This window comes from Pseudonocardia sp. TRM90224 (assembly GCF_021245725.1).
GTDB lineage: Bacteria > Actinomycetota > Actinomycetes > Mycobacteriales > Pseudonocardiaceae > Pseudonocardia.
Window position 1 is genome coordinate 80,991 of the sequence record NZ_JAJGSX010000005.1, and the last position, 26,094, is coordinate 107,084.

General features: G+C 72.0%; 23 protein-coding genes. 12 read left to right on the top strand and 11 right to left on the bottom strand.

Translation table 11 applies throughout. From position 1 onward, the window contains the following. Positions 1-24 precede the first annotated feature (24 nt). The 4 genes from LL648_RS09640 to LL648_RS09655 all read right to left on the bottom strand — a co-directional run bounded on the left by LL648_RS09640 (position 25) and on the right by LL648_RS09655 (position 3,839). Entirely contained in the window at positions 25-1,260 is a 1,236-nt protein-coding gene (locus tag LL648_RS09640; RefSeq protein WP_232662120.1) for an MFS transporter, read from the bottom strand. A 242-nt stretch (positions 1,261-1,502) separates the two neighbouring features. Then, positions 1,503-2,642 carry an alanine dehydrogenase gene (ald, locus tag LL648_RS09645; protein ID WP_232662121.1) on the bottom strand — a complete coding sequence of 380 codons (1,140 nt, stop codon included), beginning with the start codon at positions 2,640-2,642 and terminating at the stop codon, positions 1,503-1,505. A gap of 161 nt (positions 2,643-2,803) precedes the next feature. Beyond that, the gene (locus LL648_RS09650) at positions 2,804-3,409 is read right to left on the bottom strand and encodes a histidine phosphatase family protein (protein ID WP_232662122.1); all 606 of its coding nucleotides are present in this window, start codon (positions 3,407-3,409) and stop codon (positions 2,804-2,806) included. Positions 3,410-3,413: 4 nt separating this feature from the next. Then, complete coding sequence (locus LL648_RS09655) at positions 3,414-3,839, bottom strand: HIT family protein (protein ID WP_232662123.1); 426 nt, start codon at positions 3,837-3,839, stop codon at positions 3,414-3,416. 215 nt (positions 3,840-4,054) lie between these two features. Here LL648_RS09655 and LL648_RS09660 point away from each other — a divergent pair, with 215 nt between their 5' ends. The 7 genes from LL648_RS09660 (at position 4,055) to LL648_RS09690 (ending at position 13,137) form a co-directional block, all read left to right on the top strand. Continuing rightward, complete coding sequence (locus LL648_RS09660; protein ID WP_232662124.1) at positions 4,055-4,498, top strand: hypothetical protein; 444 nt, start codon at positions 4,055-4,057, stop codon at positions 4,496-4,498. Between the two features lie 9 nt (positions 4,499-4,507). Next, positions 4,508-4,969 carry a PPOX class F420-dependent oxidoreductase gene (locus tag LL648_RS09665; protein WP_232662125.1) on the top strand — a complete coding sequence of 154 codons (462 nt, stop codon included), beginning with the start codon at positions 4,508-4,510 and terminating at the stop codon, positions 4,967-4,969. A 102-nt stretch (positions 4,970-5,071) separates the two neighbouring features. Then, positions 5,072-7,234, top strand: a complete 2,163-nt coding sequence (glgX, locus tag LL648_RS09670; RefSeq protein WP_232662306.1) for a glycogen debranching protein GlgX — start codon at positions 5,072-5,074, stop codon at positions 7,232-7,234. A gap of 35 nt (positions 7,235-7,269) precedes the next feature. After that, on the top strand, positions 7,270-9,600 hold the full coding sequence (gene treY / locus LL648_RS09675; RefSeq protein ID WP_308190281.1) for a malto-oligosyltrehalose synthase: 2,331 nt from the start codon (positions 7,270-7,272) through the stop codon (positions 9,598-9,600). A gap of 34 nt (positions 9,601-9,634) precedes the next feature. Continuing rightward, a complete protein-coding gene (locus LL648_RS09680) occupies positions 9,635-10,897 on the top strand; it encodes an outer membrane protein assembly factor BamB family protein (RefSeq protein ID WP_232662126.1) in 1,263 nt (420 codons plus the stop codon). A 78-nt stretch (positions 10,898-10,975) separates the two neighbouring features. Further along, the gene (gene treZ / locus LL648_RS09685) at positions 10,976-12,715 is read left to right on the top strand and encodes a malto-oligosyltrehalose trehalohydrolase (protein ID WP_232662127.1); all 1,740 of its coding nucleotides are present in this window, start codon (positions 10,976-10,978) and stop codon (positions 12,713-12,715) included. After that, positions 12,715-13,137: a hypothetical protein gene (locus tag LL648_RS09690; RefSeq protein WP_232662128.1), complete on the top strand. Its 423-nt coding sequence runs from the start codon at positions 12,715-12,717 to the stop codon at positions 13,135-13,137. Before treZ ends, LL648_RS09690 begins: the two co-directional genes overlap by 1 nt. Before the next feature lie 304 nt (positions 13,138-13,441). Here the strand turns inward: LL648_RS09690 and LL648_RS09695 are convergent, their stop codons facing one another. After that, the gene (locus LL648_RS09695; RefSeq protein WP_232662129.1) at positions 13,442-14,425 is read right to left on the bottom strand and encodes a malate dehydrogenase; all 984 of its coding nucleotides are present in this window, start codon (positions 14,423-14,425) and stop codon (positions 13,442-13,444) included. A gap of 197 nt (positions 14,426-14,622) precedes the next feature. On the opposite strand from LL648_RS09695, the gene LL648_RS09700 reads away from it, so the two are divergent. The 3 genes from LL648_RS09700 to LL648_RS09710 all read left to right on the top strand — a co-directional run bounded on the left by LL648_RS09700 (position 14,623) and on the right by LL648_RS09710 (position 16,758). Continuing rightward, complete coding sequence (locus LL648_RS09700) at positions 14,623-15,063, top strand: DUF6069 family protein (RefSeq protein WP_305080781.1); 441 nt, start codon at positions 14,623-14,625, stop codon at positions 15,061-15,063. Between the two features lie 48 nt (positions 15,064-15,111). Further along, the gene (locus tag LL648_RS09705; RefSeq protein ID WP_232662130.1) at positions 15,112-15,468 is read left to right on the top strand and encodes a YciI family protein; all 357 of its coding nucleotides are present in this window, start codon (positions 15,112-15,114) and stop codon (positions 15,466-15,468) included. A gap of 93 nt (positions 15,469-15,561) precedes the next feature. Further along, complete coding sequence (locus tag LL648_RS09710; RefSeq protein ID WP_232662131.1) at positions 15,562-16,758, top strand: DUF418 domain-containing protein; 1,197 nt, start codon at positions 15,562-15,564, stop codon at positions 16,756-16,758. Here the strand turns inward: LL648_RS09710 and LL648_RS09715 are convergent. From LL648_RS09715 to LL648_RS09735, 5 genes are all read right to left on the bottom strand, one after another. Continuing rightward, positions 16,733-17,218 (bottom strand): CoA-binding protein, encoded by a 486-nt coding sequence (locus tag LL648_RS09715; protein WP_232662132.1) that lies wholly within the window; start codon positions 17,216-17,218, stop codon positions 16,733-16,735. The two genes, LL648_RS09710 and LL648_RS09715, sit on opposite strands and share 26 nt — an antisense overlap. Then, complete coding sequence (locus LL648_RS09720) at positions 17,215-18,510, bottom strand: O-acetylhomoserine aminocarboxypropyltransferase/cysteine synthase family protein (protein WP_232662133.1); 1,296 nt, start codon at positions 18,508-18,510, stop codon at positions 17,215-17,217. Before LL648_RS09720 ends, LL648_RS09715 begins: the two co-directional genes overlap by 4 nt. Before the next feature lie 21 nt (positions 18,511-18,531). Beyond that, on the bottom strand, positions 18,532-19,239 hold the full coding sequence (locus LL648_RS09725) for a dienelactone hydrolase family protein (protein ID WP_232662134.1): 708 nt from the start codon (positions 19,237-19,239) through the stop codon (positions 18,532-18,534). 33 nt (positions 19,240-19,272) lie between these two features. Further along, the gene (locus LL648_RS09730; RefSeq protein WP_232662135.1) at positions 19,273-20,184 is read right to left on the bottom strand and encodes an acyl-CoA thioesterase; all 912 of its coding nucleotides are present in this window, start codon (positions 20,182-20,184) and stop codon (positions 19,273-19,275) included. A gap of 309 nt (positions 20,185-20,493) precedes the next feature. Next, a complete protein-coding gene (locus tag LL648_RS09735) occupies positions 20,494-21,015 on the bottom strand; it encodes a MarR family winged helix-turn-helix transcriptional regulator (protein WP_232662136.1) in 522 nt (173 codons plus the stop codon). Positions 21,016-21,105: 90 nt separating this feature from the next. Here LL648_RS09735 and LL648_RS09740 point away from each other — a divergent pair, with 90 nt between their 5' ends. Continuing rightward, entirely contained in the window at positions 21,106-22,257 is a 1,152-nt protein-coding gene (locus LL648_RS09740; RefSeq protein ID WP_232662137.1) for a cytochrome P450, read from the top strand. Between the two features lie 6 nt (positions 22,258-22,263). On the opposite strand, the gene pyk is transcribed toward LL648_RS09740, so the two are convergent. Beyond that, positions 22,264-23,685: a pyruvate kinase gene (gene pyk / locus LL648_RS09745; RefSeq protein ID WP_232662138.1), complete on the bottom strand. Its 1,422-nt coding sequence runs from the start codon at positions 23,683-23,685 to the stop codon at positions 22,264-22,266. Positions 23,686-23,974: 289 nt separating this feature from the next. On the opposite strand from pyk, the gene LL648_RS09750 reads away from it, so the two are divergent. Further along, positions 23,975-26,092 carry an outer membrane protein assembly factor BamB family protein gene (locus LL648_RS09750; RefSeq protein WP_232662139.1) on the top strand — a complete coding sequence of 706 codons (2,118 nt, stop codon included), beginning with the start codon at positions 23,975-23,977 and terminating at the stop codon, positions 26,090-26,092. The last annotated feature ends 2 nt before the right edge of the window (positions 26,093-26,094 follow it).

Here is a 26,094-nt window from a genome sequence, read left to right on the forward strand (position 1 = left end):
GCAGAGGACACCGCGCAGAGGGTGTCACGCACCGCGGAGCGCAGCCGCCGGTTGCTCAAACTGCTGTGCCCGCTCGCCGTTCGCCCGCCACCACGCCACCGCACCGGTGAGCGACAGCACCACCCCGATCACCCCGAACGCGCCGATGGCGACCGAGGGCGTCCAGGTGTCGGCGAGGAGCCCGCCGAGGAACACCGCGACGCCCTGACCTGCGACGATGCCGGAGGCGGCCACTCCGAGGGCGTGGCCGCGGCCGGCGTCGGGGGTGGCGCGGACGAAGCTCGCCTGCGTCTGCAGCAGGTACGCGGTGGAGAACATCCCGGAGATGCCCCAGAGGACGAGGGTGAGGGGGATGCCCGGGTTCAGCGGCATCAGCAGGAGGGGGAGGCCGGCCGCCGCCGCGAGCAGGCCGACCAGCTTCTCCCGCACCGCGAACGGGATGTAGCGCACGAAGAGCCAGGCGCCGAGGACGCTGCCGAGCGGGTCGGCGGCCATCAGCAGCCCGACGACGGCAGTGCCCGCGCCGACCTGGTCGGCGTATGGCGCCGCGAGGCCTTCCGGCACGACGTAGCAGCCGACGAGCCAGGCGAGGAAGACCAGTGCGCGCCGGCGCGGGTCGGTCACGATCGCGACGACGCCGGAGACGACGCCGCGGAACCCGCCGGACGACTCCGTTGCCGCACCTGCGGCCGCAGGCGGCCGGTTGCGCAGCCCGAACCGCACCACGACGGCCGAGAGCGCGAACGTCGCGGCGTCCACCAGCAGCGCGGTCGACGGACTGATGGCCGCGACGAGCAGGCCGCCCGTGGCGAAACCGACCAGCTGCGCGGTCTGGTTGCTGATCTGCCGGACGGCGAGCCCGCGCTCGTAGAGCTCCCCCTCCAGCACCTGCGGCATCAGCGCGCCCTGCGCCGCGGAGTGCGGCGCGCCGAGCAGCACGACCACGACGAGCAGGCCGGACAGCGCCCATAGCTCCAGATCGGGCACGGCCATCACGCACAGCAGCCCGGCACGTGCCACGTCGGTCGCGGCCATGACCTCGCGCCTCCGGCAGCGGTCGGCGAGCCACGAGAGCAGCACGCCGCCGAGCAGGGCGGGCAGGAACGTCAGCGCGTACGTCGTCGCGGCGAGCGTCGCCGAGCCGGTGCGGCCGAATACGAGCACGGCCAGCGCGACGCGGGCGAGCTGGTCGCCGCCCACCGAGAGCAGCTCGGCGGCCCAGATCACGCGGAACTCGGGGACGGAGAAGACCTGCGCCATACCTGTTCCCGCACGTCTCATCCGGTCGCGCCCCCTCGACCCGAGCCTAACGGCCACTACGGACGTCAACTCAGAGTAGGCAGTCGTACGCACCAAGTCAGCAGGCGTTACGACCCATCGCCCGAACGATGCACTGCGTCCAGGCGAACGGAGGCATGGCGGGTGATCAACATTCCCCTGGTGGCCGCAGCGGAGGGCAGGCTTGCCTCCGTCCGTGCAGCCCCATTCACGGCCGGGGCGGCTCAGCCCCGGCGTTGCGCCAGCACGTCCGCCAGCGGGGTGGCGGCCATGCCGTGTGCCGCGGCGACCTCGCGCTGGACGACCTGCCCCGCCACCGTGTTGACCCCTTCCGCGAGGCCGGGGTCGTCCTCGACCGCGGCCTCGAAGCCGCGCTCGGCGAGAGCGATCACGTACGGCAGGGTGACGTTCGTCAGCGCGCGGGTGGACGTGTTCGGCACCGCGCCGGGCATGTTCGCGACGCAGTAGAAGATCGAGTCGTGCACCCGGAACACCGGGTCGTCATGGGTGGTCGGACGTGAGTCGGCGAAGCATCCGCCCTGGTCGATCGCGATGTCGACGAGCACGGAACCCGGCCGCATCCGCGAGACCAGCTCGTTGGTGACCAGGGTCGGCGCCTTCGCGCCGGGCACGAGGACGGCGCCGATCACCAGGTCGGCCCACAGGCAGGCCCGTTCCACCTCGAACGCGTTGCTCATGACCGTCTGCAGGTGGCCGCGGTAGGTGAAGTCGATCTGGCGCAGCCGGTTGATGTTGGTGTCGAGCACGACGACCTCGGCCTGGAAGCCGAGCGCGATCGTCGCCGCGTTCATCCCGGAGACCCCGGCGCCGAGCACCGCGACCTTGCCGGCCGGCACCCCGGACACCCCACCGAGCAGCACACCGCGCCCACCGACCGTGCGCTGCAGGTGGTGCGCGCCCACCTGCGGCGCCATCCGACCCGCCACCTCGCTCATCGGCGCCAGCAACGGGAGCGTGCCGTCGGGCAGCCGGACCGTCTCGTACGCCACGGCCGTCGTCCCGGCGTCGACGAGCGCGTCGGTGCACTCCTTCGACGCCGCGAGGTGCAGGTACGTGAAGAGCACCAGGTCGCGGCGCAGGCGGTGGTACTCCTCCGCGACAGGTTCCTTGACCTTGAGGACGATCCCCGCCGCGCCCCAGACCTCGTCGGCGTCGGCGACGATCCGCGCGCCCGCCGCGACGAACTCGTCGTCGGGCAGGCCCGCTCCGGCGCCCGCGTCGTGCTCGACGAGAACGTCGTGGCCGCGGCTCGTGAGCTCGCGCACGCCGGCCGGGGTGAGAGCCACCCGGTACTCGTGGTTCTTGACCTCGCGCGGGACACCCACGACCTGCTTCGTCGACATCCACCGATCCTGCCCTAAACCGCACCGTGACAGCCCGTGACACGTCGGCGGCCGCAGGTTGCCTGGAAAGCCACTTTCCCGGCACCAGACGCCTGCAAAGTGGCTTTCCAGGCAACCCCGGCCCGTGGTGTCGCGACTGCGGGTAGTCGGGTCGGGTCGGGTCAGGCCGGCAGCAGCAGGTCCGCCACGTGCGCGATCTCGTTGACCGTGCGCACCGCGCGTCGTCCGTCGCGGCCGGCGATCACGCGGGTGATGCCCGTGTAGTCGAGCGGGAACGTGAGCGGCCGGGCCAGCCCGAGCAGGTGCGCGAGCCACACGTTGATCACGCCGGCGTGCGCGACGACGACGGCTGTCTCCCGGCCGGGGTGCGCTGCGACGATCGCCTCCAGCGCGGCATCGACGCGCCCGGTGAACGCGGAGACGTCGATGTCCGCCGGCAGCAGTCCGGCCAGCATCCGCTCCCACGCGGCGGGATCGAGCCGCGCCATCTCGTGCACCGGGACGTACTTCGCCGACGTGCGGTCGTACTCGCTGAGGTCGTCGACGATCTCCGGCTCGCGGCCGATCGCGGCAGCGAGCGGAGCGGCGGTGCCCCGCGCCCGGGCGAGCGGGCTGCAGTACAGGCCCGCGATGTCCGTCCCCAACGCCTCGACCAGCCGTTTCGCCTGCCGCTCCCCCAGCTCGGTCAGCGGCGGATCGGCGGGGCCGCGCTCGTCTGACCCGTGGATGCGCTCCGGCAGCGCGTGCCTGACGAGTACGAGCTGCACCCGGTCAGTCCGGGACGTTCGCGCCGTGCCCGGCGTCGCGCAGCGCGGCCCGCAGCGCGTCGCGGATCTCGTCCTGCTCCGCGGCGTCGACGGAGGGGGCCGCGTTGGCGAAGTCGAAGGCCGCCATGTCCGATGCGGGAAAGACGTGGACGTGCAGGTGCGGCACCTCGAAGCCGGCCACCATCAGCCCGACCCGCGGCGGCTGCCACACCGATGCGATCGCGGCGCCGACGGCGTGCGACACGCTCATGAGGTGCGTCAGCAGCGCAGGCTCGGCGTCGACCCACTTGTCGATCTCCGCGCGCGGGACGACGAGCGTGTGCCCCGGCCCGAGCGGGTTGATCGACAGGAACGCGACGGCGGTGTCGTCGGCCCACACGAACCGGCCGGGCAGGTCGCCGTCGATGATCTTCGAGAACACGGTGCTCATCGGGGATGACACTAGTCGGCGATCGACCGCTCGCGGCGGTCGGCCGGGATGTACGCGTTCCGCGCGAGAGGGCAGCAAAGCCACTTTCCGGCCCTCACAGGGCAGGAAAGTGGCTTTCCTGCCCTGCCCGGCGCCTCGTCAGTCGGGTTTGCCCTACCCACACCCGGGGGCGCGCACGGCAGCCCGCCGCCCGCCGCAGGCGAACACTTCTCCGCATGACAACGATCACCCGCAAGACCGTGCCCGCCACCGTCAACCTCGCCGTCCTGACCTGGCTGTTCGCCGTCGCCGCGGGCGTCGGGGAGGCGGTCGTGCGCATGCAGCTCCCGGACGCGCCGACCCTCGATGCGCTCGCGATGCGCTTCGGGATCTACGCCGTCGTCGTCGCGATCGTGCTGGCGCTGCGCACCGGCTACAACCCGGTCCGCTGGACGCTGGCCATCGGGCTGGGCGTCGTGGGGACGCTCTCGCTGATCCTCGAGCCGATCACCTGGTGGCTCGCCGGCGGCTCACCGGTGGAGTTCCTCGCCACCGCCGACGGGCCGACGCTCGCGATCACCGCGCTGCGCGCGCTGCACGTGCTCGCCGTCTTCACCGCGCTCGCGCTGATGTTCCACCCGCGCTCCGCGCCGTTCTTCCGCAAGGCGCCCCGCCCGTAGGCTCGACCGATGGCACGCACCATCGCGACCAACACGACCGTGGACCGCGCGGCGCTCACCGAGTTCATTAGCACCCGCCACCACGTCATCCTTCTGACGCCGCGCCGTGACGGGGGCTGGCAGGGCTCCCCCGTCACGGCCGGCGTCGACTCCGCGGGCAGGGTGGTCGTCTCCACCTATCCCGAGCGCGCGAAGGCCGCCAACGTCGCCCGCGGCGGCAAGGCGTCGGTCATCGTCCTGTCCGAGGACTTCAACGGCCCGTGGGTGCAGGTCGACGGCGACGCCGAGCTGCTCACGCTGCCCGACGCGCTCGAGCCGCTCGTCGAGTACTTCCGGTCGATCTCCGGCGAGCACCCCGACTGGGACGAGTACCGCTCCGCGATGACCACGCAGGGCAAGGCGTTGATCAGGATCACCCCGACGCGGTGGGGACCGGTCGCGACCGGGGGTTTCCCCTCGCGACTTGTGTAACGCGCTGCCACAGCGGGCAGCCTGTCGGGGCACCCCGGTAGCCTTTGCGCGTTGTCGGGATCGGTTCTGAAGAGCGGCCGCGGCCGGGAAATCGAGGCAGTCATGCGGCCGTGGCCGGGCCACGCCTATCCGTTGGGCGCCACCTACGACGGGTCCGGCACCAACTTCGCGATCTTCTCCGAGGTCGCCGACAAGGTCGAGCTCTGCCTCTTCGACGAGCAGGGCAAGGAGCGGCGCATCAGGCTGCTCGAGGTCGACGGCTTCGTGTGGCACGGGTACCTGCCCAACATCGAGCCCGGGCAGCGCTACGGCTACCGCGTGCACGGCCCGTACGAGCCCGCCAGCGGCTTGCGCTGCAACCCCGACAAGCTCCTGATCGATCCCTACGCGAAGGCCGTCGACGGCCCGGTCAAGTGGGACGAGGCCGTGTTCGGCTACCCGTTCGGCGACGGCGACGCCGTCAACGAGACCGATTCGGCGCCGTACGTCCCCAAGTCGGTGGTGGTCAACCCGTTCTTCGACTGGGGCTCCGACCGCGCGCCGCGCATCCCCTACCACGAGACGGTGATCTACGAGGCGCACGTCAGGGGCCTGACGATCGCCAACAAGGCCATCCCCGAGGACCTGCGGGGCACCTACACCGGCCTCGCGCACCCGGCGATGATCGATCACTTCACCAACCTCGGCATCACGGCCGTCGAGCTCATGCCGGTGCACGAGTTCCTGAACGACCACCACCTGCAGGAGAAGGGCCTCTCGAACTACTGGGGCTACAACACGATGGCGTTCCTCGCCCCGCACCACGCCTACGCCATGCCCGGCAACCGGCCGGGCAACCAGGTGCAGGAGTTCAAGGCGATGGTCCGCGACCTGCACGACGCCGGCATCGAGGTGATCCTCGACGTCGTCTACAACCACACGGCCGAGGGCAACCAGATGGGCCCGACGCTGTCGATGCGGGGCGCCGACAACGCCGCGTACTACCGGCTCGTCGAGGACGACCCGCGGTACTACATGGACTACACGGGCACGGGCAACTCGCTCAACGTGCGCCACCCGCACACCCTGCAGCTGATCATGGACTCGCTGCGCTACTGGGTCACCGAGATGCACGTCGACGGCTTCCGCTTCGACCTCGCCTCCACGCTGGCGCGCGAGTTCTACGACGTCGACCGGCTCTCGACGTTCTTCGACCTCGTCCAGCAGGACCCGGTGATCAGCCAGGTCAAGCTGATCGCCGAGCCGTGGGACGTCGGGCCCGGCGGCTACCAGGTCGGCAACTTCCCGCCGCTGTGGACCGAGTGGAACGGCAAGTACCGCGACACCGTCCGCGACTTCTGGCGCGGCGAACCGGGCACGCTCGGCGAGTTCGCCTCCCGCATCACCGGCAGCTCCGACCTCTACCAGGACGACGGCCGCAAGCCGTTCGCGTCGATCAACTTCGTCACCGCGCACGACGGGTTCACCCTGGCCGACCTCGTCTCGTACAACGAGAAGCACAACGAGGCCAACCAGGAGGGCGGCAACGACGGCGAGAGCCACAACCGCTCCTGGAACTGCGGTGTGGAGGGCCCGACCGACGACACCGCCGTGCTGGAGCTGCGGGCCCGCCAGCAGCGCAACTTCATCACCACGCTGCTGGTCAGCCAGGGCGTCCCGATGCTGCTGCACGGCGACGAGCTCGGCCGCACCCAGCAGGGCAACAACAACGTGTACTGCCAGGACAACGAGACGGCGTGGGTCGACTGGTCGCTCGCCGACAAGAACGCCGGCCTGATCGGGTTCACCGCCGGCGTCATCGCGCTGCGCCATGCGCACCCGGTGTTCCGCAGGCGCCGGTTCTTCGCAGGCCGCCCGATCCGCCCGCGCCGCCGCTCCGACGTCGACGCGCCGATCGCGGACATCGCCTGGTTCACCCCGTCGGGCGAGGAGATGACCGAGCACGACTGGGACTCCGGCTTCGGCAAGTGCGTGCTGGCGTTCCTCAACGGCGAGGGCATCACCGAGATCGACAACCGGGGCGAGCGGGTCACCGACGATTCGTTCCTGCTGTGCCTCAACGCGCACTACGAGGACATCGAGGTCACCCTGCCCGGGCCGGAGTACGGCGCGCGGTGGGCGGTGGTCGTCGATTCCGCGAAGGGTGAGGTCGTCAACCTCGCCTCGGGGCCCGGCATCGTCGCGGCCGAGCCCCCGACGATCGGCGACGGCGCCGCTCTGGTGGCGCCCGCCCGGTCCGTGCTGGTGCTGCAGCGCATTCCCTGATCCCCCGCACCCACAGCCCGACGAGGAGACCCGTGGTGCCCGCCCCGTCGTCCACCTACCGCCTGCAGTTCTCGAAGGACATGACGTTCGAGCAGGCGGCACAGCTGCTGCCGTACCTGAGCGCGCTCGGGGTCGGTGCGCTCTACGCGTCGCCGTTGCTGGAGTCGGGCGCCGGCTCCAACCACGGCTACGACGTCGTCGACCCGACCAGGGTGTCGGCGGAGCGCGGTGGGCCGGAGGGGCGCAGCGCGCTCGTCGCGGCCGTGCGCGAGAGCGGCCTGCAGTTCGTGCTCGACATCGTGCCCAATCACGTCGGCGTCGCGCTGGCGAAGGCCAACCCGTGGTGGTGGGACGTGCTCGCGCACGGGCCGGAGTCCCCCTACGCCGGGTTCTTCGACATCGAGTGGGCGGCCGGCCCGATCCTGCTGCCGGTGCTCGACGCCGACGAGGAGAAGGCGCTCTCGGAGCTGTCGCTCTCCGACGACCGCTCCGAGCTCCGCTACTACGAGCACGCAGCCCCGGTCGCGCCCGGCACCGGCGACGAGGGCACCGCGCAGGAGGTGCACGAGCGGCAGCACTACCGGTTCGTCTCGTGGAAGCGCGGGGCGGCTGAGCTGACCTACCGCCGGTTCTTCGACGTCTCGACGCTCGCCGCGGTGCGGGTGGAGATCCCCGAGGTGTTCGAGGCCACCCACCGGGAGGTGCTGCGCTGGGTCGAGGCCGGCGATGTCGACGGCATCCGCGTCGACCACCCCGACGGCCTGTCCGACCCCGGCGCCTACCTGCGCAGGCTGCGCGCGGCGATCGGTCCGGGGCGCTGGCTGCTCGTGGAGAAGATCCTCGGCGTCGGCGAGGAGCTGCCGCCGTCGTGGCCGGTCAACGGCACGTCCGGGTACGAGGCGCTGCGCGAGCTCCAGGGTGTGTTCGTCGACCCCGCGGGCGCGGGGCTGCTCACCCAGCTGACCGCCGAGCACATCGGGCGGAAGGAGTCGCTGCACTCCGCCGAGCACGCCGCGCGCCAGGAGGTGGCCGGCACGATCCTCGCGGCGGAGGTGCACCGGATCGCCAGGGTCGCTGCCGAGCTGCCTGCACTCTCGCAGGTGACGCCCGAGCGGCTGCGCGAGGCCGTCGCCGAGCTGCTCTGCGGGTTCCCGGTCTACCGCTCGTACCTCCCCGAAGGCCGCCACGCGCTGGACACCGCCGTGTCGGTCGCACGTACGCACCGCCCCGACCTGGGCGAGGAGCTGGCGACGATCTCGGCGGCGATGCTGGCCGAGCCGCAGGGCGAGCTGGCCACCCGCGTCCAGCAGACGTCCGGGATGGTGATGGCGAAGGGCGTGGAGGACACCACGTTCTACCGCTGGAACCGGCTCGTCGCGCTCAACGAGGTGGGCGGCGACCCGTCCCGCTTCGGGGTCGCGCCGGCCGAGCTGCACTCGGCGCTGGCGGCGCGCGAGGCGTCGTGGCCGCAGACGATGACCACGCTGTCGACGCACGACACCAAGCGGTCGGAGGACGTCCGCGCCCGCCTCGCCGTGCTCGCCGAGATCCCGGCCGAGTGGGCCGAGCGCATGCGCCGCTGGGCGGCCGCGCACCCGCTGCCCGAGCGGTCGCTCGAGCTGATGGCGTGGCAGAACCTCGTCGGCGCGTGGCCGATCACCCCCGAGCGGATGGCCGCGTACCTCGGCAAGGCCTCCAAGGAGGCCAAGCTCGCGACCAGCCACGTCGAGCCCGTGGCCGAGGTCGACGAGGCGGTCGCCGCGTGGCCGGCGGCGGTCATGGCGGATCCGGTGGTGAGCGCCGAGATCGAGGAGTTCGTCGCCCGCATCAGCGGCCCGGGCTGGTCAAACTCGCTCGGCCAGAAGCTCCTGCAGCTGGCCGGCCCCGGCGTGCCCGACGTCTACCAGGGCACGGAGCTGTTCGAGTACTCGCTCGTCGACCCGGACAACCGCAGGCCCGTCGACTTCGCGCTGCGCCAGGAGCTGCTGACCCGCCTCGACGAGGGCTGGCTGCCGCCGGTCGACGCCGAGGGAGCGGCGAAGCTGCTCGTGACGTTCAGCGCGCTGCGGCTGCGGCGGTACCGGCCCGAGGTGTTCACCGGCTACCGGCCGCTGCACGCCGAAGGTCCTGCGGCCGCCCACGCGGTGGCGTTCGCGCGGTCGTCGTCGCTGGTCGCGGTGGCGACGAGGCTCCCGGTCGGGTTGGCGGCGCGCGGCGGGTGGGACGCCTCGACGGTGCTCCCGCTCCCGGAGGGCGCATCCGACTGGCACGACATCATCACCGACACCGAGGTCGACGGCTCCGCCCCCGCTCTCGCGTCGCTGCTCGCGCGCTACCCGGTGGCCCTCCTCGTCCGACCGGCTTGACCGCGTAGGACCACCCGGCCTTACGGTTTCGCTCATGCGCCGAACGTCAGCCGTGGTGATCGCTGCCGTCCTGACGGGCGCTACTGCGTGCTCGGGGATGCTGGGATCACGCGCGCCGCTGCCCCCGCCGGTCCCCAGCCAGACCTGGAGCGCCGATTTCGGCCTGGTCGACCTGCCGCTCGCGCCCGCCACGGCCCCCGTCGAGCGGTGGCGCGTCGCCCTCGCCCCCGGTGGGACCGCACGCGTGCAGGGCTCCGTGATCGCCACGGCCGAGCCGGGCAAGGTGGAGACGGCCGAGCCGACGACCGTCCGCAGGCTCGACCCGAAAACCGGCGCCACGATGTGGACCGCGCAGGCACCTCCGGGGAGCATCGCCGCGCTGCAGATCGTCGGACCCGACTCGGCGCCCGCGGTCGCGGTGGCCGTCGCAGTCCCGGGACGGGAGCTGGCGCTGACGGTGATCGACGGCGCCGACGCTCGGCCGCTGTGGGACGGCGAGGCCGACGCGCCGCTCCCGATCGTCTCGGCGACCGCGGAGATGCTGATCGTCGACACGCCGCGCGGGCAGGTCGGGATCGACCGCGCCTCCACCGAGGAGCGCTGGCGGACCCGCCGCGACGTGCGGCTGCAGGACGGTGCGCTGCTCGTGGAGGAGCCGAAGCACTCGACGTTCGGGGTGCTGGACCTCGCGACCGGCGAACCGCTGTGGGAGCACACGGGCGAGCCGTTCGGCGACGCCTCCGTCGTGGGTGACCTGGTCGTCGTGACCCGCAAGGAGGAGGGCGCCCGCGATTCGGCGATGGCGTACGACACCACGACCGGCGAGCCGCGGTGGACGGCGCCGGCATCCCTGCCGCGGGTGGGGCGATCGTCCGTTGCGGCATCGGGCGCCGACGCGCTGATCCTCGAGGGCGGCGAGTCCGGCGGCAACACAGCGGTGCTCGACCGGGCGACCGGTGCGGTGCGCTGGGAGGGCGAGCACGTCGTCACCGATGTGCTGACCGTCGGCGGTGTCCCGACCCCGCTCGAGGTGGGCGAGAACAACATCACCGTTCTCGACGCGACCACCGGCGCCGACCTCGTGACGGTGCCGATGCGCGGCTACGAGCGGTTCACCGTCGCCGGCGGGGCGGTCTACGGCGCCGACGGTGACGACGTCGTCGCCCGCGGGCTGCCCGACCTCGAAGAACGCTGGCGGGTGCCGGGGGCGGCCGGCCCCGACGGCACCAGCTTCAGCCCGGTGACCGGCGGGTTCGTCACGATCGGGACAGCCGACGTCGTGGCGTACATGCCGTGATCACGATCCTGATCACGAAACGGGGAGATCACACCGCCGCGCCGTGCGTCCCGCTGCGGCGCACGGGAGGATCGTCCGGTGGCTGAGTTCGCGGTGTGGGCACCGCAGCGGGAGAAGGTACGGGTGCTCGTCGACGGCGCCACCCACCCGATGGAGCGGGTCGACGCCGGCTGGTGGCGCGCCGAGGTGCGTGACGTCGCCCCCGGCACCGCCTACGCCTTCCTGCTCGACGACGACGAGACCCCGCTGCCCGACCCGCGTTCGCTGTGGCAGCCCACCGGTGTGCACGGCGCGTCGCGCGTGTACGACCAGCACGGTTTCTGGTGGACCGACCACGCGTGGACCGGGAAGCAGCTGCCCGGCAGCGTGCTGTACGAGCTGCACATCGGCACGTTCACCGCCGAGGGCACGTTCGATGCCGCGATCGAGCGGCTCGACCACCTCGCGCAGCTGGGCGTCGACCTGGTCGAGGTGCTGCCGGTCAACGCCGTCGACGGCCCGCGGAACTGGGGCTACGACGGTGTCGGCTGGTACGCGGTGACCGAGAACTACGGCGGTCCCGACGCGTTCAAGCGGTTCGTCGACGCCTGCCACTCACGCGGCATGGGTGTGGTGCTCGACGTCGTCTACAACCACCTCGGGCCGTCCGGCGCCTACCTCGACCGGTTCGGGCCGTACTTCGCCGGGAGCAACATCTGGGGCCCGTCGCTGAACCTGGACGGCGCCGAGTCGGAGCACGTCCGCCGGTACGTCATCGAGAACGCGCTGATGTGGCTGCGCGACTTCCACGTCGACGGGCTGCGCATCGACGCGATCCACGCGTTGCGCGACGGCGGGGCGACGCACGTGCTGGAGCAGCTGGCGGCTGAGGTGGACGCGCTCTCGGCGCACGTCCGGCGTCCGCTGTCGTTGATCGCGGAGTCCGACCTGAACGACCCGAAGATCGTCACCGCGCGGGAGGGCGTGGGCTACGGCCTGCACGCGCAGTGGTGCGACGACATCCACCACTGCCTGCACACGACCCTCACCGGTGAGGCGCAGGGCTACTACGCCGACTTCGCCGCGGCCGGGCTGGCGGGCCTGGCGCACGTCTTCACCAGGGCGTTCCTGCACGAGGGCACGTGGTCGAGCTTCCGGCGCCGCAACCACGGCGCGCCCGTGGACACCCGACGGATCCCCGGCCACCGCTTCCTCGCCTACCTGCAGAACCACGACCAGATCGGCAACCGGGCCACCGGCGACCGGCTGACCGAGAGCCTCTCCCCCGGCCTGCTCGCCTGCGGCGCCGCGCTCGTGCTCACCTCGCCGTTCACGCCGATGCTGTTCATGGGCGAGGAGTGGGGCGCGCGCACGCCGTGGCAGTTCTTCTCCTACTTCCCCGAACCCGCCCTGCGCGACGCGGTGCGGGAGGGCCGCACCGCTGAGTTCGCCGAGCACGGCTGGGGCGACGCCGAGGTGCCCGACCCGAACGCCGAGAGCACGTTCCTCGACTCCAAGCTCGACTGGGACGAGCCCACCCAGGAGCCGCACGCCACGCTGCTGCAGATGCACCGCGAGCTCATCGCGCTGCGCAAGGCGTGGCCCGACCTCACGAACCCGTGGCTCGACGAGGTCGAGGTCGAGATCGACGACGCGCAGCGCACCATCGTCGTGCACCGCGGCGCGCTGCGGGTGGTGTGCAACCTCGGCGGCGAGGAAACGACGATCGCACTCGGCGGGCCGGTGACCCGCATCCTCCTCGCGTCCGAACCGGTCGAAGGGGCCGACGACGCCATCACGATCGGGCCGGAGAGGTTCGCGATCGTCCGGGTCGGATGATGAGCCACTCAGCGGACGAGGCCGTCGCGGCCATCATGAGGCACCTCGCCGCGGACGGCTTCGACTGCCGCGCCGACGGGGCCGGGCGCTACCGCATCGTCTCGCAAAGGGGCGACGCCCTGCCAGCGCAGCCGGTTCTCACCATCCCCGCCGACCTGTTCCTGGAGTACCTCCAGGACCTGGCGGGGAAGCTCGGCTACCCGGCGTCCGACCCGTTCACCGAAGCCCTGTCGCTGACGAACATCAACCTCATGGAAGAGCTGGAAACGACGCACGGGCTCGACCGCAACCACGTCACCGCGCTGGGCTACCGGCGGGTCCGCGGCCGGGTGCGGTTCTACGTCGAACACGACTTCCCGGACGGGGCTCCCGCACCGCCTACGGACCCGGATCAGATGTGGGTCGCCGAGCGCCCGGAGTGACAGGCCTTACCGTCGCCGCCCACCAGGCGCGGGAGGAGGGCAGGAAAGCCACTTTCCTGCCCTGTGAGGGCCGGAAAGTGGCTTTGCTGCCCTCGCATGCGGAACGCACGCATCCCCGCCGACCGGAGGCCCCGCAACAGCAGCCGGCCCAGAGCTGGGCGTCAGACGGGATGGGTGCGGGGACGCACACGTTGCCGGGAAAGCCACTTCCCGGCCTGTGGCGCCGGGAAAGTGGCTTTCCAGGCACGCCCGCCCGCCCGCCGGGTCGGGCTGCCGGCCGGCAGCGAACGGGCTCAGCGCCGGCTCAGAGCAGGCCCAGCCCCTTGACCGCCTCGCGCTCCTCGACCAGCTCGGCGACGGTGGCGTCGATGCGCTCGCGGGAGAACTCGTTGATCTCCAGCCCCTGCACGATCTCCCACTTCCCGTTCTTCGAGGTCACGGGGAAGCTGGAGATGATGCCCTCGGCGATGCCGTAGGAGCCGTCCGACGGGATGGCGGCGGAGGTCCAGTCGCCCTCGGCAGTGCCGTTGACCCAGTCGTGGACGTGATCGATGGCGGCGTTGGCCGCCGATGCAGCGGACGACGCGCCGCGGGCCTCGATGATCGCCGCGCCGCGCTTGGCGACGGTCGGGATGAACGTGTCGCGCAGCCAGGCCTCGTCGACCTGCTCAGCGGCGGACTTGCCGTTGACCTCGGTGTTGAAGAGGTCGGGGTACTGGGTGGCGGAGTGGTTGCCCCAGATCGTGAGCTTGTGGATGTCGGTGACGGCTACCGACAGCTTCTTCGCCAGCTGCCCGACGGCACGGTTGTGGTCCAGCCGCGTCATGGCGGTGAAGCGCTCGGCCGGGACGTCCGGTGCGGCCGACTGCGCGATCAGCGCGTTTGTGTTGGCCGGGTTGCCGACGACGAGCACGCGGATGTCGTCGGCCGCGCCGGCGTTGATGGCCCGGCCCTGCGGGGCGAAGATGCCGCCGTTGGCCTCGAGCAGGTCGCCGCGCTCCATGCCCTTGGTGCGGGGGCGGGCGCCGACGAGCAGCGCGACGTTCGCGCCGTCGAAGGCGGCGGTGGCGTCGTCGGTGATGTCGATGCCGGTGAGCAGCGGGAACGCGCAGTCGTCGAGCTCCATGGCGGTGCCCTCGGCAGCCTTCACCGCCTGCGGGATCTCCAGCAGTCGCAGCCGGACGGGGGTGTCGGGGCCCAGCAGCTGACCGGACGCGATACGGAAGAGCAGCGCGTAGCCGATCTGGCCAGCGGCTCCGGTGACGGTGACGGTGACGGGTGAAGGCACGGGGTGGAATGTAGACCTCGCCGTGCCCCGGCGCCGCGACGGGGAGCACAGTGAGACGTGGTTCGCTCGACCGCCCAAACACCTCCAGAAAATCTTCGAAGATTTTTCCGGGAACATGTCGAACGGTGTCGAGGCCGTTCGTAGCCAGGGTGAGAGACCGGTACGGAGCCGGTCGACACAGCGCCCCGGAGGCCGTCATGTCCGTCACCACCACCACCGCCGCCCGTACCGCCACCACCTCGGCCGCCCCGACCCCGACCCCGACTCTTGGTGCGCTGCTGCGCGACGGTGCCGCCGCGGCCGTGCTCGCCGCGGGCGCGACGGCCGCCGTCGCCGCCGCCGGTCAGGCCGCCGGGATCAGCACCGCGCTCGCCGGTGCGCCCGTCCCGACGTCCGGATTCGCGACCCTGACCGTGATGTTCTCGGTGGTCGGGCTGTTCATCGCGCTGGGGCTGCGCCGCTTCGCCCGCCGCCCGCGCACCACGTGGATCCGCACCACCGTCGCGCTGACCGTGCTCTCGCTGGTCCCCGACCTCCTCGTCGACGCCGACACCAGCACCAAGGCCCTGCTGATGCTGACCCACGTCGTGGCCGCTGCGATCGTGGTGCCCGCAGTCGCCCGCCGCCTGCGCGCCTGAGACCCCGACAAACACAACAAGTCCGAGAAGCACGAGGAGCGATCGACCATGCAGTACCTGCTGTCCCTCCAGTCCGACGAGAGTGCGCCCGAGGCGGACCGAGAGGCCATGGCGCTCGCCTCCATGGACCGGGTCTCACGGGTCAACCGCGAGATCGAGGCCAGCGGCGCCTGGGTCTTCGCCGGCGGGTTGCGCTCGTCCGACAGCGCGACCGTCGTGCGGGTGCAGAACGGCGCCACGACCATGACCGATGGGCCGTTCGCCGAGACGAAGGAGCAGGTCGCGGGGTTCTGGGTGATCCGCGTCCCCGACCTCGACGCGGCGCTGGCCTGGGCCGAGAAATGCGCGGAGGCGTGCGGTGGCCCGGTCGAGGTGCGCCCCTTCGACGACTTCTCGCAAGGCTGACCGTCCGATCGGCTACGCACCATCAACCGATCGACGCTGCTTCGGCAACTTTGGACGGAGCCCAGAAAGTCCGGTTTCTCATAATCTGGGGGCATGACGCAGCCGGTCGACCCAGGCGCCATCGCAACGTCCGCGCGAGCGCTAGCGCCCGACATCGCACGCGGCGGCATGCTCCTGCTCATCGCCCTCGCCAACGTCCACCTCTGGACGTACGACCACCAGACGGGTGTCCGCGGCTACCCCGCCCAGCTCGACAGCGCCGACTCGGCGGTGACGATCGTGCAGCTGCTGCTGGTCGACGGGCGCGCGTACCCGCTCTTCGGGTTCCTGTTCGGCTACGGGATCGTGCAGCTCGCGAGCAGGCGCGGAACGGTGGGCATGCCGGTGGGTGCGGTCACCCGGCTGGTCCGGCGCCGCGGTGGGTGGATGCTCCTGATCGGCTTCCTGCACGGACTGCTGCTCTGGGCCGGCGACATCGTCGGTGCCTACGGGCTGCTCGCTGTGCTCATGGCCGGTCTGCTCGTCGCGGGATCGAACCGGGCGCTGCTCATCACCGCAGGCATCGGGCTGTTCTGCAGCGCGCTGCTCTACGCGGCGGCCTCGATACCGATGCCCGACGAGTCGTCGGCGCTGCTGCCCTCGATGGGGACCGCGAGCTACGCCCTCAGCCTGCTGCTCAGGGCGATCGAGTGGGCCGGGATCGGCCTGTTCTCCGCCATGTTCTCGGTGTTCGGCGCCGTCGCGCTCGGGGCGTGGGCCGCGCGGCGACGGCTGCTCGACGAGCCCGAGCGGCACCGCAGGTTCCTGCAGCGGGTGGCCGTCGGCGGCCTCGGAACGGCCGTGTTGCTCGGCCTGCCGCTCGCGCTGCTCACCGTCGCCGGCTCGCCGGCACCGCTCGGGCTCGTGCTGGCCGCCGGCGCGGTGCACGCGATCGGCGGCTACCTCGGCGGGCTGGGATATGCCGCCCTCTTCGGTCTGATCGCGATCCGGCTCGCGCGGCGCACCCCGGGGGTGTTCACGGACGCGCTGCGGTCGTGTGGTCAGCGGTCGCTGTCCTGCTACCTGGCGCAATCGGTGGCGTTCGCCCTGCTGCTGCCGGCGTGGTCGCTCGGACTCGGCGGCGGCGCGCACCTCTGGCAGACGGCGCTGGTCGGCATCGGGACCTGGGCGGTGATCCTCGTCGTCGCGCACCTGACCGCCCGCGCCGGGCTGCGCGGCCCCGCCGAGGTGGTGCTGCGCCGGCTCACCTACGGCAAGCGCGTGCTCACCCCTGCCGACGGCGCGCGCTGATCACCCCGGTGTCGAACCCGGCGAGGTGCAGGCCGCCGTGGAAGCGGGCGTGCTCGACCTTGAGGCAACGGTCCATGACGACGTCGAGCCCGGCCGCCTCGGCGCGCTGGGCGAGGTCGACGTCGTAGAGGCCGAACTGCAGCCACAGCGTCTTCACCCCTGGCGGGAGTGCCAGCACCTCGTCCAGCACGCCCGGGAGGTCCTGCTGGCGACGGAAGACGTCGACGATGTCGGGCACCACCGGCAGGTCGGCCAGCGTGGCGTAGACCGGCCGGCCGAGGATCTTCGTCGCGTTCGGGTTGACGAAGTACACGTCGTAGTCGGTGCTGGAGAGCAGGTAGGTCGCAACGAAGTTGCTGGCCCGTGCCGGGTTGGGCGACGCACCGACCATCGCGACGGTGCGCGTGGACTGCAGCATCTGCTGGCGGCGTGCCGCCGACGGGTTCTCCCAGTCGCTCATGCCGACACCTTCCCCGCCTCGGCGAGCGCTTGGTCGAGATCCCAAATGATGTCCTCCGGATCCTCCAGCCCGACGCTGATCCGCACCAGGTCGGGCGGCACGCCCGCGTCGCGCAGCTGGTCGTCCGTCAGCTGCTGGTGGGTCGTCGAACCGGGATGGATCACGAGCGTGCGGACGTCGCCGATGTTGGCGAGGTGGCTGCACAGCTGCACCGACTCGATGAACCGCTGCCCGGCCTCCCGGCCGCCGTCGACACCGAAGGAGAACACGGCACCCGGCCCGAGCGGCAGGTAGCGCTGGGCGAGCGCGTGGTGCGGGTGATCGGGCAGCCCCGCCCACTTCACGTAGGACACCCGCGGGTCGGCTTGCAGCCACTCCGCGACGGCCCGCGCGTTGGCGACGTGCGCCGCCATCCGCTGCGGGAGCGTCTCCACACCTTGCAGCAACAGGAACGCCGAGTGCGCCGAGAGGGTCGCGCCGACGTCGCGCAGCTGCTCGGCGCGCAGCTTCGTGAGGAAGCCGAGCTCCTGGAAGTTGCCCCACCAGCTCAGCCCGCCGTACGACGGGATCGGCTCGGTCATCTGCGGGAAGTTGCCGTTGCCCCAGTTGAACCGGCCCGATTCCACGACCACCCCGCCCAGCGTGGTGCCGTGGCCGCCGAGGAACTTCGTCGCCGAGTGGATCACGATGTCGGCGCCGTGCTCGATCGGCCGGCACAGGTACGGCGTCGCCATCGTCGCGTCGACGACGAGCGGCAGGCCGGCCGCGTGCGCGACGTCCGCGAGCGCTGCGATGTCGGCGACGTCGCCTGACGGGTTGGCGACGATCTCCGCGAAGAGCAGCTTCGTGTTGGGCCTGATCGCGGCGGCGAACGCGGCTGGATCACTGCCAGGGACAAAGGCCGTGTCGACCCCGAACCTGCGCAGCGTGACGTCGAGCTGCGTGATCGTGCCGCCGTAGAGCCCGGCGGCGGCGACGATGTGGTCGCCGGCTCCGGCGAGGCTGGCGAACGTCAAGAACTCGGCGGCCTGCCCGCTCGCCGTCGCGACCGCGCCGATCCCGCCCTCGAGGCTCGCCATCCGCTCCTCCAGAACCGACACCGTCGGGTTGGCGATGCGGCTGTAGATCAGGCCGTACTTCTGCAGCGCGAAGAGGCTCGCCGCATCGGTGGTGTCGGCGAAGACGAAGCTCGTGGACTGGTAGATCGGCGTCGCGCGGGCGCCCGTTGCGGAGTCGGGCACGGCGCCGGCGTGCACCGCGCGCGTCCGGAAACCCCAGCTGCGGTCGGTCATGCCCCCATACTTCCCCATCGTTCAGGCGTCGAGGTGCTCGCGGAAGAACGCGACGATGCGCCGGTGCGCGTCGGCCGCGCTGGCCTCGTGGTACTCGCCCCGGATCGGGGTGTACGGCAAGACCCGGCCCATCAGCCCGGGGGTCCGCGTGTAGAACGAGTGCCCGGCCTCCGGGTAGATCTGGACGTCGTGCGCGACGCCGAGCGCCTCCAGGTCGGTGGTGAGCCGCTCGGCGAAGCCGCGGTTGGCGAGGTCGCGCCCACCGAAGCTCGCGACGACGGGGCAGGCGCGGTCCATCTCGACGGGCATGCTGTAGAACGGCGCCGACACCTTGTAGAGGCCGGTCTTCGCGAGCAGCAGCGCGAAGCTGCCGCCCATGCAGAACCCGATGGCGCCGATCCGCTCGCCGTCGACGGCCGGGTCGTCGGCGAGCCGGCGCCGCGCCGCCTCGATGTCGTCCAGCTCGCGCCCGGTGCCGCGGATCGTCGTGCGGATGGCGCTCGCGACGCAGATCGGGCGCACCGGGCCGCGCGCGAACAGGTCCGGGATGAGCACGGCGTACCCGTCGTCGGCGAGGTCGCGCGCGACCCTGCGCATCTCGTCGGTCATCCCGAACGCCTCGTAGATCATCACGAGGCCGGGCACGGGCCCCGTCGCGTCGTCGGGCGTCGTCAGCACGCCGGGGAGGGTGACGCCGTCGCCTGCGGTGAACTCGATCTCATGCTGCACGACGGCGACGCTACTGCCGCGAGCGCTCCCCCGTCATCGACGGGGCAGCCGAACCAGCCCTTCTTGCACGGTTGTCGCCACGAGCGTGCCGTCCTGCGTCGTGAACCTGCCGGTCGCGAGCCCGCGCGAGCCGGAGGCCGTCGGCGAGTAGCAGGTGTAGAGCAGCCACTCGTCGGCGCGGAACGGCCGGTGGAACCACATCGCGTGGTCGAGGCTCGCCATCTGCAGCTGCGTCGCGCCGAGGTCGTGGCGGGCGATCACCGAGCCGAGCAGCGTCATGTCGCTGGCGTAGGTGAGCAGGCAGACGTGCAGCAACCGGTCGGCCGGCAGCGTGCCGTCGGCGCGCATCCACACCCGCATCGGCCCGTCGGACGCCCCGGTGCGCGCGGTCGACCAGGTCGGCTCGTCGACGAACCGCATGTCGATCGGGCGCGGCGCCCTGGCCAGCCACCCGCCGCGGCCGCCCTCGGCGATCCGCTGGCCGATGTCGGGGAGCGTCTCCGGGGCCGGCACGTCGACCGGGCCGGGCTCGGTGTGCTCCAGCCCTTCCTCCGGCAGCTGGAACGACGCCGAGAGCGAGAAGATCGCCTCGCCGTGCTGGATCGCGAGCACCCGCCGCGTGGTGAACGAGCGGCCGTCGCGCACCCGCTCCGCCTCGTAGACGATCGGGACGCGCGGATCGCCCGGCCGGATGAAGTAGGCGTGCAGCGAGTGCACCTGCCGGTCCTCCGGCACGGTCCGACCCGCCGCGACGAGCGCCTGGCCGGCGACCTGGCCGCCGAACACGCGCGTCGGGCTCTGCGGCGGGCTGACCCCGCGGAACAGGTTGACCTCCAGCTGCTCCAGGTCGAGCAGCTCGACCAGCCCGTCGAGCACGGCCTGGCCGCGCGGTGCGCCGTCGGCAGCGAGGTCGGGCTCGGGGCGGGTCGTCGAGGGAGTGCTCACCCGGGCATCCTCTCAGCACCACGGGGTGCGCACCGCCCCCACCGGCACGTGACCCGCCCCACCAGGTGAGTCGCCACTTTCGGCACGGTGAGTCGACACCCGCGACACGGTGAGTCGACACTTTCAGCACGGCGAGTTGTCACTTTCAGCACGGTGAGTCGACGCCCTTGGCGCGCGCGGCTCGCCGCGAACCCGCAACTCACCGTGCAGGGAGTGACAACTCACCGTGCTAGAGGTGTCGACTCACCGTGCTAGAGGTGTCGACACACCGTGCCAGAAGTGTCGACTCACCGTGCCAGAAGCGTCGACTCACCGGGTTGGATGTGGCGACTCACCCGGGGTGGGGTGGGCGCTGCCTTCCTCGCAGAAGGCACGTTGCTCCGCGGCGACCGCCCGCAGGTACGCGGCCACCGTCTCCTGCGCCTCGGGGCTCATCCGCTCCGCGACGCCGTCGATCCGCCGCAACAGCGGCCCGATGGCGGCGAGCGCGTTGTGGTGGCCCGCCTCCGTCAGCTCGACGACCACCCGGCGCCGGTCGTGCGGGTGCGGGGCGCGGCGGACGTGCCCGGCCGCTTCCAGCCGGTCGACCAGCTCGGTCGCCGAGGCGGACCGCATGCCCAGCTTGTTGCCCAGCTCGACCGGGCCGACCGGCGAGGTGGCCTCGACGAGCAGCTCGATCGCCCGCACGTCGTTGAGGGACATCCCCATCCGGGCCGCGATCACCGGGCCGACGACGGCCGCGGTGCGCTGGACCTCCCAGAGCGCCCACGACGGTTCGGCGCTGCGCCACCCGCGGCGTTCCCTGGTCTCGACCTCGTCGTACTCCGCCATGGAAACCTTTCCCTCGGATGCCTGGACATCAGGCTGCCGAGCTTACTAACCTGAAGTCGCTAGGCTCCCTAGCGACTTTGGAGGAAGTACGTGGAAACCCCAGTGGCCGACGTCGACGTCTACGCGACGGGCGTCTGCCCGATCACCCACCCCAACCCGCTGCCGGAGAAGCTGCGCGCCGCGGGCCCGGTCGTCCGCACACCGGTGCCGATGGGCGGCGACGTCTGGGTCATCACCGACGAGACCCTCGCCCGGCGGGCGCTGCTCGACCCGCGCATCGTCAAGGACCCGGCGTACGCACCGGAGCACTGGGACCGCGGCGCCGTCGGCCTGGAGCCGACGGCTGCCGAGCGCACGTCTCTGACCACCCTCGACGGGCCGGCGCACCAACTGCTGCGGCAGGCGCACAACCCGCTGTTCACGAACCGCCGCATGCAGGAGCACGCCGCCCGCGTCGCCGAGATCGCCCATACGTTGCTCGACGAGTTGCCGGCCGGGCCCGTCGACCTCGCCGCCGACTTCACCATGCGCTACCCGCTCGCCGTGGTCTGCGACGTGCTCGGCGTGCCGATCGACGGCAACACCACCGCCGTGGACGAAGCCACCGCGGCGTGCCGGAAGGTGTTCGCCGGGACGTCCGACAGCGGGGCGGCGATGATGGCCGCGCTCGGTGAGCTGGCCGCGACCGCGCTCGTGGACGGCCGGCAGGGGCTGGCCCGCGACCTGCGCGAGCGTCTGCCCGACATGCCGGACGCCGACCTGCACTACGTGCTCGCCGGGCTCATCTTCGCCGGTCAGGTGACCACGACGGTTGTGCTCGGGTTCCTGCTCGCGCGTGTGCTCGACGGCGGGATCACCCCGATGGACCCCGACGGGATCGACGACGTCGTGCGCAGGACGCTGCGCGAGCACCCGCCGGCAGTCGTCTCGCTCTGGCGGTTCACGACGGCCGACGTGGATCTCGGCGGCGTAGTGATCCCGGCGCGGTCCGGCGTGCTCGTCGACATCGCCGGGATCAACAACGACCCCGCTCGGTCAGGACCGCAGGACCTGACGTTCGGCGCCGGGCCGCACTTCTGCGTCGGCTCGCACCTCGCTCAGCTGGAACTGACCACGCTCGTCCGGGTGCTGCGGGAGCGGTTCCCGCGGGCGCGACTCGCCGTCCCGTACGCCGATCTGCAACGCGTCGACGCCGGGATCCACGGCAGCATGCTGGCGGCCGTGCCCGCAGTCCTCACCTAGCGTCGGCTACGCGTGGTCCTCCTCGCCCAGCCGGTGCACGCGGATGAGGTTGGTGGAGCCGACGGTGCCGGGCGGTGAGCCGGCGACGATCACGACGAGGTCGCCGGGCTGGAAGCGCTCCAGCGCGAGCATCGCGTGGTCGACCTGGCGCACCATGGCGTCGGTCGATTCGACGAAGTCGACGAGGAAGGTCTCGACGCCCCAGCTCATCGAGAGCTGGCTGCGCACGTCGGGGGTCGGGGTGAACGCCAGCAGCGGCAGCCGCGTGTGCAGGCGGGCGAGCCTGCGCACGGTGTCGCCGGACTGCGTGAACGCCACGAGCGCCCGCGCGGAGAGCCGCTCGCCGATGTCGCGGGCCGCATAGGAGAGCACGCCGCGCTTGGTGCGCGGGACGTGGTTCAGCGGCGGCACCCCGACGGGGCCTTCCTCGGCGGCTTCGACGATCTGCGCCATCGTCTGCACGGTCTTGATCGGGTAGCGACCGACGCCGGTCTCGCCGGAGAGCATCACGGCGTCGGCGCCGTCGAGGACGGCGTTGGCGACGTCGGACGCCTCCGCGCGGGTCGGGCGCGAGTTGGTGATCATCGACTCCAGCATCTGGGTCGCGACGATCACCGGCTTCGCGTTCTCCCGTGCGATCTGGATGGCGCGCTTCTGCACCAGCGGCACGTGCTCGAGCGGCAGCTCGACGCCGAGGTCGCCGCGGGCGACCATCACACCGTCGAAGGCGAGCACGATGGCCTCGAGGTTGTCGACGGCCTCCGGCTTCTCCAGCTTGGCGATGACGGGCAGCCGCCCGCCCTTCGCGTCCATGATCTTGTGCGCGAGGTCGATGTCGGCCGGGCTGCGCACGAACGAGAGCGCGACGGCGTCGACCCGCAGGTCGAGCGCGAACTCCAGGTCGGCGATGTCCTTCTCCGACAGCGCGGGGACCGTCACGTTCATGCCGGGCAGCGAGATGCCCTTGTTGTCGCTGACCGGGCCGCCTTCCGTCACCTCGCAGATGACGTCGAGCCCCTCGACGCCGGTGACCCGGAGGCCGACCTTCCCGTCGTCGACGAGCAGGCGGTCGTCGACGCGCGCGTCGTCGGCAAGACCCTTGTAGGTGGTGGACACCCTGTCGTGGGTGCCGGCGACGTCCTCGACGGTGATGCGCACCTCCTCGCCGGTGCGCCACTCGACCGGGCCCGCCGCGAACCGGCCGAGCCGGATCTTGGGGCCCTGCAGGTCGGCGAGGATCCCGACGGCGCGCCCCTCGGCGTCGGCCGCTTCGCGGACCATCTCGTAGACGTGCTTGTGGTCGTCCCGGTTGCCATGGCTGAAGTTCAGCCGGGCGACGTCCATGCCCGCCTGCACGAGCTCCCGAATGCGGTCCGGGGAGGCGGTGGCGGGACCGATGGTACAGACGATCTTTGTGCGACGGCTCACAGAGCGTGAGTGTAGCGCGTGTACTGGAACGATACGGAAGGGTGGTCCCGGAACGTTATCGTCCCGTTCACCCGCCGCTCCTCTGCCGTCGCTGCACGTAGCGACACCGTTTCGGTCGACGATCATCAGCGTGACGGACGGATACGCACGGTGCGGACGATGCAGTCGTTCTTTCGGAAAGATCGGCGAAGATGCCCCCAACCTTTTCCGCCCCGTGCGGGTCTTCATGAGCAATACCGCGGTCGAGCCCCATCGGTGACGCCGCAGACCGGTACGTGAAGGAGGAACCATGCAGGCGCTGCGAGCCGACGACCCGCGGTGGGTCGGCCCGTTCGAGCTGCACGGGCGGCTCGGCGCTGGCGGGACGGGACAGGTCTTCCTCGGCTCGTGGCCGGGCGGCGGGCTGGCCGCCGTGAAGATCGTGCACGCCGCGCTCGCCCGCAACCCGCAGTTCCGCTCGCGGTTCCGCAACGAGGTGGCGAACGTGCGGCAGTTCGGCGGTCCCTGGGCCGCGCCGCTCATCGCGGCCGACCCCGAGGCCCCGATGCCGTGGCTCGCCACCGCCTACGTCCCGGGCCCTTCATTGGAACGCGCCGTGCAGATGCACGGACCGGTGCCCGGCCCGACGGTGCTGGTCATGGCCGCGGCGCTGGCCGGCGCCCTCGCGGAGATCCACGCCGCCGGGCTAGTGCACCGCGACGTGAAGCCGTCCAACGTGCTGCTCGCCGCCGACGGCCCGCGGCTCATCGACCTCGGCATCTCCCGCACGATGGACGCCACGCAGCTCACCAGCGCCGGCGAGCTCATCGGCACCCCGTCGTACATGTCGCCGGAGCAGGCCGACGGCCTCGACGTCGGCCCCGCGTCCGACGTCTTCTCGCTCGGGGCGGTGATCGCCTTCGCCGTCTCGGGGTACTCGCCGTTCGGCGAGGGCGAGGCGTTCGTGGTGCTGCGCAGGATCGTCGACGACCCGCCGGACGTGGGCATGCTGACCGGCCCGCTGCGCGAGGCCACGCTGGCCTGCCTGGCGAAGGACCCTGCGGCGCGGCCGTCCGCCGCGGAGCTCGCGCGCGGGCTCATGCCGCTCACCGCCCCGCCGGGCCCGGGCTGGCTGCCGGGGCCGCTGGCAACGCTCGACCTGACGCCGCCGCACCTCGACCGCCCGTCGGCGCACCAGGTGCGGCCGGGGTCGGTGCTGCTCCCGTCCGGCATCCCGGGGCGGCGGCCGGTCAGCCGCCGGGCGCTGCTCGGCGGGCTGGCGGCGCTGGGCGTGACCGCGGCCGCCGGTGGTGGCATCGCGTACGCGACGAGCCGCTCGCAGCCGGCGCCTGCCCCCACCCCGGTGGCGGCACCGGGAACGTCCGCGCCGCCGCCACCACCGGCGGCGGGCGCACCGCCCGCGTCGCTGTGGTCGGTCGACTCCGGGGTCCAGAACCCGGGGGCGCTGATCGTCGCGGGCGACACGATCCATGTCGGCGGATCGGGCGGGGTCGCCGCGCACGACGCGCGCACCGGGGCGCGGCGGTGGCAGTTCACCGCCCCCGAGGGCGGCACCGGCTTCGACCCGGATTCGGTGAACCTCGCCGTGGCCGACGGCGCGGTGTACCTCGCGACCCGCGGCGCCGTCACCGCGCTCGACGCCGCGAGCGGGGCGAAGAAGTGGGCCGTCCCGCTGACCGCGGCGACGCAGTACCAGTCGCTGGTCGGCCCCGACGTCGGCGCGGGCGGCGGCACCGCGTTCATGACGATCGGCAGCACCGTCACCGCGGTGGATCCCGCGAACGGCAAGACCAGGTGGACCTACACGGTCGCCAGCAACTTCGCCAACGGGCCGCTGGTCGTCGGCAACCGGGTGCTGGTGCCGTACGAGGGCAGCGCCGCGCTGCTCGACCTGGGCACGGGCGCCGTCGTCTGGGAGTACGCGACCGGAGAGGGCCGCGCCACGAGGATCTCCGTCGTGGACGACAGCGTGTACATGTGCATCAACGGGCTGGCCGTCACGGCGCTGGAGCTCGCCACCGGGAAGGTCCGCTGGCAGGGCGACGCCGGGGAGGGCGGCGCCGACCCGAAGGGGGCGCCCGCCGTCGCCGACGGGATCGTCTCGGTGCTGGGATTCGACGAGCAGGTGCACGCGCTCGACATGGCTACGGGCGTCGCGCGTTGGGTCGGACCCGACCGCTCGGCGGGCGGCAGCACCGTCCAGTCGGCCACCGCGGCCGCCGCCGGTGCCGTCTACGTGGGCAGCAACAACGGGCGCTTCTACGCGCTCGAGTCGGCGACCGGGAAGCAGCTGTGGTCGGTGACCGGGACGGGTGGGCTGAACGGCGTCGCGCAGATCGCCGCCGACCCCCGCCAGGTCGTCGTCATCCGGTCGGACGGGTCGATGGTCGCGTACGGAGGCAAGTGATC